Source organism: Vreelandella maris, from assembly GCF_013371085.1.
GTDB classification, from domain to species: Bacteria; Pseudomonadota; Gammaproteobacteria; order Pseudomonadales; family Halomonadaceae; genus Vreelandella; species Vreelandella maris.
In genome coordinates, this window is record NZ_JABWCV010000062.1 from 1 (window position 1) to 3,085 (window position 3,085).

The window sequence follows — 3,085 nt, forward strand, 5'->3', positions numbered from 1 at the left end:
CGATTCCTTTTGTGGAAGATACCGCCGTACCGCCGGAGCACTTGGCGGACTTTATTGCCGAATTTCGTGCCGCGCTGGATGCCAGAGGGCTCTCCTACGGGATGTTTGGCCATGTAGACGCCGGCGTACTCCATGTGCGCCCCGCCATCGATATGAAGGATCCAGAGCAGGGAAAACTGATTCGCGCGGTGTCCGATGAAGTCGCCGCGCTTACCCAAAAATATGGTGGCCTGCTGTGGGGCGAACACGGTAAAGGCGTGCGCTCTGAGTACGCGCCTAAATTCTTTGGCGAGCTCTATCCCAGTCTTCAGCGGGTAAAAGCGGCCTTTGACCCCTATAACCAGCTCAACCCTGGCAAAATCGCCTCGCCCGCCGAAAGCGGTGAGCTAATCGCGAAGGATAGCGACCCTGATCTGCTGACGGTCGATGGGGTTCCCATGCGCGGCCAGTTTGACCGCACCATCGACGAGCGCGCCTGGCAGGCCTACGACGCTGCGGTGTACTGTAACGGCAACGGTGCCTGCTACAACTACGATTTAGACGACCCCATGTGTCCATCGTGGAAAGCGACGCGGGATCGCCGCCATTCTCCCAAAGGCCGCGCCAGCCTGATCCGCGAATGGCTGCGCTTGCAGACCCAGGCGGGCATTGACGTCGTCGAGGAGTCGCGGAAGAAGAAAGCCGAGGGCGGTTGGGGGTTTATTAAAAGCTTTCCACTACGGGTGGCGAATACGCTAAGCCGCAAGCAGCACCACGACTACTCCCACGAAGTTTATGACGCTATGGCGGGATGTTTGGCGTGTAAGTCCTGCGCCGGGCAGTGCCCCGTCAAGGTCAACGTGCCCCAGTTCCGTTCGCAGTTTTTAGAGGTCTACCACGGCCGTTACCTGCGCCCGCTGCGCGACTATGTGATTGGTGGCACCGAGTTTATGCTGCCCATCCTGGCCAAGGCGGCGCCGCTGTATAACGCGGTAATTGGCCAACGTTGGGTAGAGCAACTAATGCGCCGCACGCTGGGCATGAGCGATTCCCCGGCGCTCTCGCGGGCCAGTGTTAAAAAGCAGTTGAAGGCCTGGGGCGTCGCCGAGGCAACACCGCTCTCGCTGGCCCTGTTAACCGAACAGCAGCGCGCCAACAGCGTGATACTTGTGCAGGACGCCTTCACCACCCACTTTGAAGCCAAGCTGGTGATGGACGTGGTGGAGCTACTCTCGCGCCTCAATCTACGTGTGTTTGTGATGCCTTATTCGGCTAACGGCAAACCCCTCCAGGTACAGGGCTTCTTGGGCGCCTTCGAGCGCACCGCCGCCAAGCAGGCCGAGCGGCTACGCACCTTGGCCCGCTTTGATATCCCGCTGGTGGGCATCGATCCGGCGATGACGCTCACCTATCGCCAGGAGTACGTCAAAGCGCTAGGCAATGAGGCCGTGCCAGAGGTGCTGATGCTCCAGGAGTGGCTGGCGACCCGCATCAATACGCTAGCGCCCACCCCGCTTAAGCTGACCGACCCCGGCTTTAAGCTGCTCGCCCACTGCACCGAGAAAACCAACGCGCCGGGCAGCCCTAAAGCATGGCAGCAAGTGTTCTCGGCGTTTGGGTTAGAGCTTGAGCTGATGGCCACCGGCTGCTGCGGTATGTCAGGCACTTACGGCCACGAGACCCGCAACGCCGCGACCTCCAAAACGATCTACGCCCAATCGTGGCAGCCCCAGGTGGAGGCACAGGAGAACGCAGGCAAGTTACTGGCCACCGGCTACTCCTGCCGTAGCCAGGTGAAGCGTTACTCTGAACAAGCTCTGGTCCATCCTATTCAGGCGCTACTGTCGCAATTGAAGTCGATATCCCATCTTCAAATTAACAGTATGTAAAAATAGAGCTACAAAATATCCCAAATAATACTTCATAGCTTAATTCAGTTTTGATTTACGGCACAAGTCCTCCTTGAACGTGAGATTCTTAAAACTTGCGTAACTAGATTGAAAAAGCTGTTCAATAGCTACGTCACGATTTGAGCCATCCTCTTTCCCGTCAGCCAGGCGTGTTACTTGTTCAGGGTTTACAGTGAAGCTAAGAGAAGCTGGCTATACGAAATAAGCGTTTCCAAATTTGCACCAGGGGTACAGCCCGAGATCGCACAAAGAAATGATCGACTGGTTTCATCGAATATATCCGCGATGTTGCACTAGCATTTTGTTGCCTTCAGAGGTTAATACTGCTCGCGTATGAGTAAATTCAGTTCAGCCGCCAACACCGTTTTCTGAGATTGGAAAAGCAGGTAAAACGTAGGCCCGAAGAATAGCTACCAAGCACGGTAAGCGATCTACTAACCTTTCAATTACCGTAAAGAGATCCACTATGCACATCTATGCAGACTTCGTTTAGACCGGTAATGACTCTTTCCACTGTCAGGGCAACAGCGTGTTGAGTTCCTCAGCGTTGAGGGAAGGTATTGTCGCGAAGACATGCTGCAAGTAGTCGTAAAGTGACAGGCCATTGGACATGCCAAAGTGCTCGACGACCTGCAGCCGGAAGTGGCGAGCCTAGCGCCCGCTGAGCTTATCCGATTAGAAATGGTGCCGGGCGATGGCCTAACGATCGCTACCTAGCGTGGCTCCATTACCCTTAAGGCAAGGACAGATTCAGGAATGTCTGAGGGGATGGTCTTCGTACCTTTCTGTTAAGAGTAAGCGTCGGTAAACCTGTTGACCAATTCTGCACTCGACCAGTTTGGCAAGATGCCGAAGTTTAAGTAGGCAGAATGCCTGTTAATGCCCACTCGGAAGGCCATATAAATCGAGTTATTCATTAAGCTCTTACTGAAAGCCATGGGGGAAGAAATAGCCCTTGTTCCGATTGGTAAGGCGTTCAATAAAGGGCGTCTTATCGCCTTATTGGGCAGCTTTGTAGTGCTGCTAGGCGGGGCAGAGGAGATGCTTTTTCCGAGGTGGTCATCATGGTTTGTTTGTAAGCGAGCCACTAACCACATCTAGGCAGATGTCGCTTAGACCGGTAATGTCTCTTTCCACTGCCAGGGTAGCAGCGTGTTGAGGTCATCATCGTCGAGGGTGGGCAGGGTCGCGAAGAC

General features: G+C 54.9%; 1 protein-coding gene. It reads left to right on the forward strand.

The annotated features are described in order from the left end of the window. Positions 1–1,868: FAD-linked oxidase C-terminal domain-containing protein (locus HUO07_RS21350; RefSeq protein ID WP_281362690.1), on the forward strand; the 1,868-nt coding region annotated here is incomplete at its 5' end. Positions 1,869–3,085 lie beyond the last annotated feature (1,217 nt).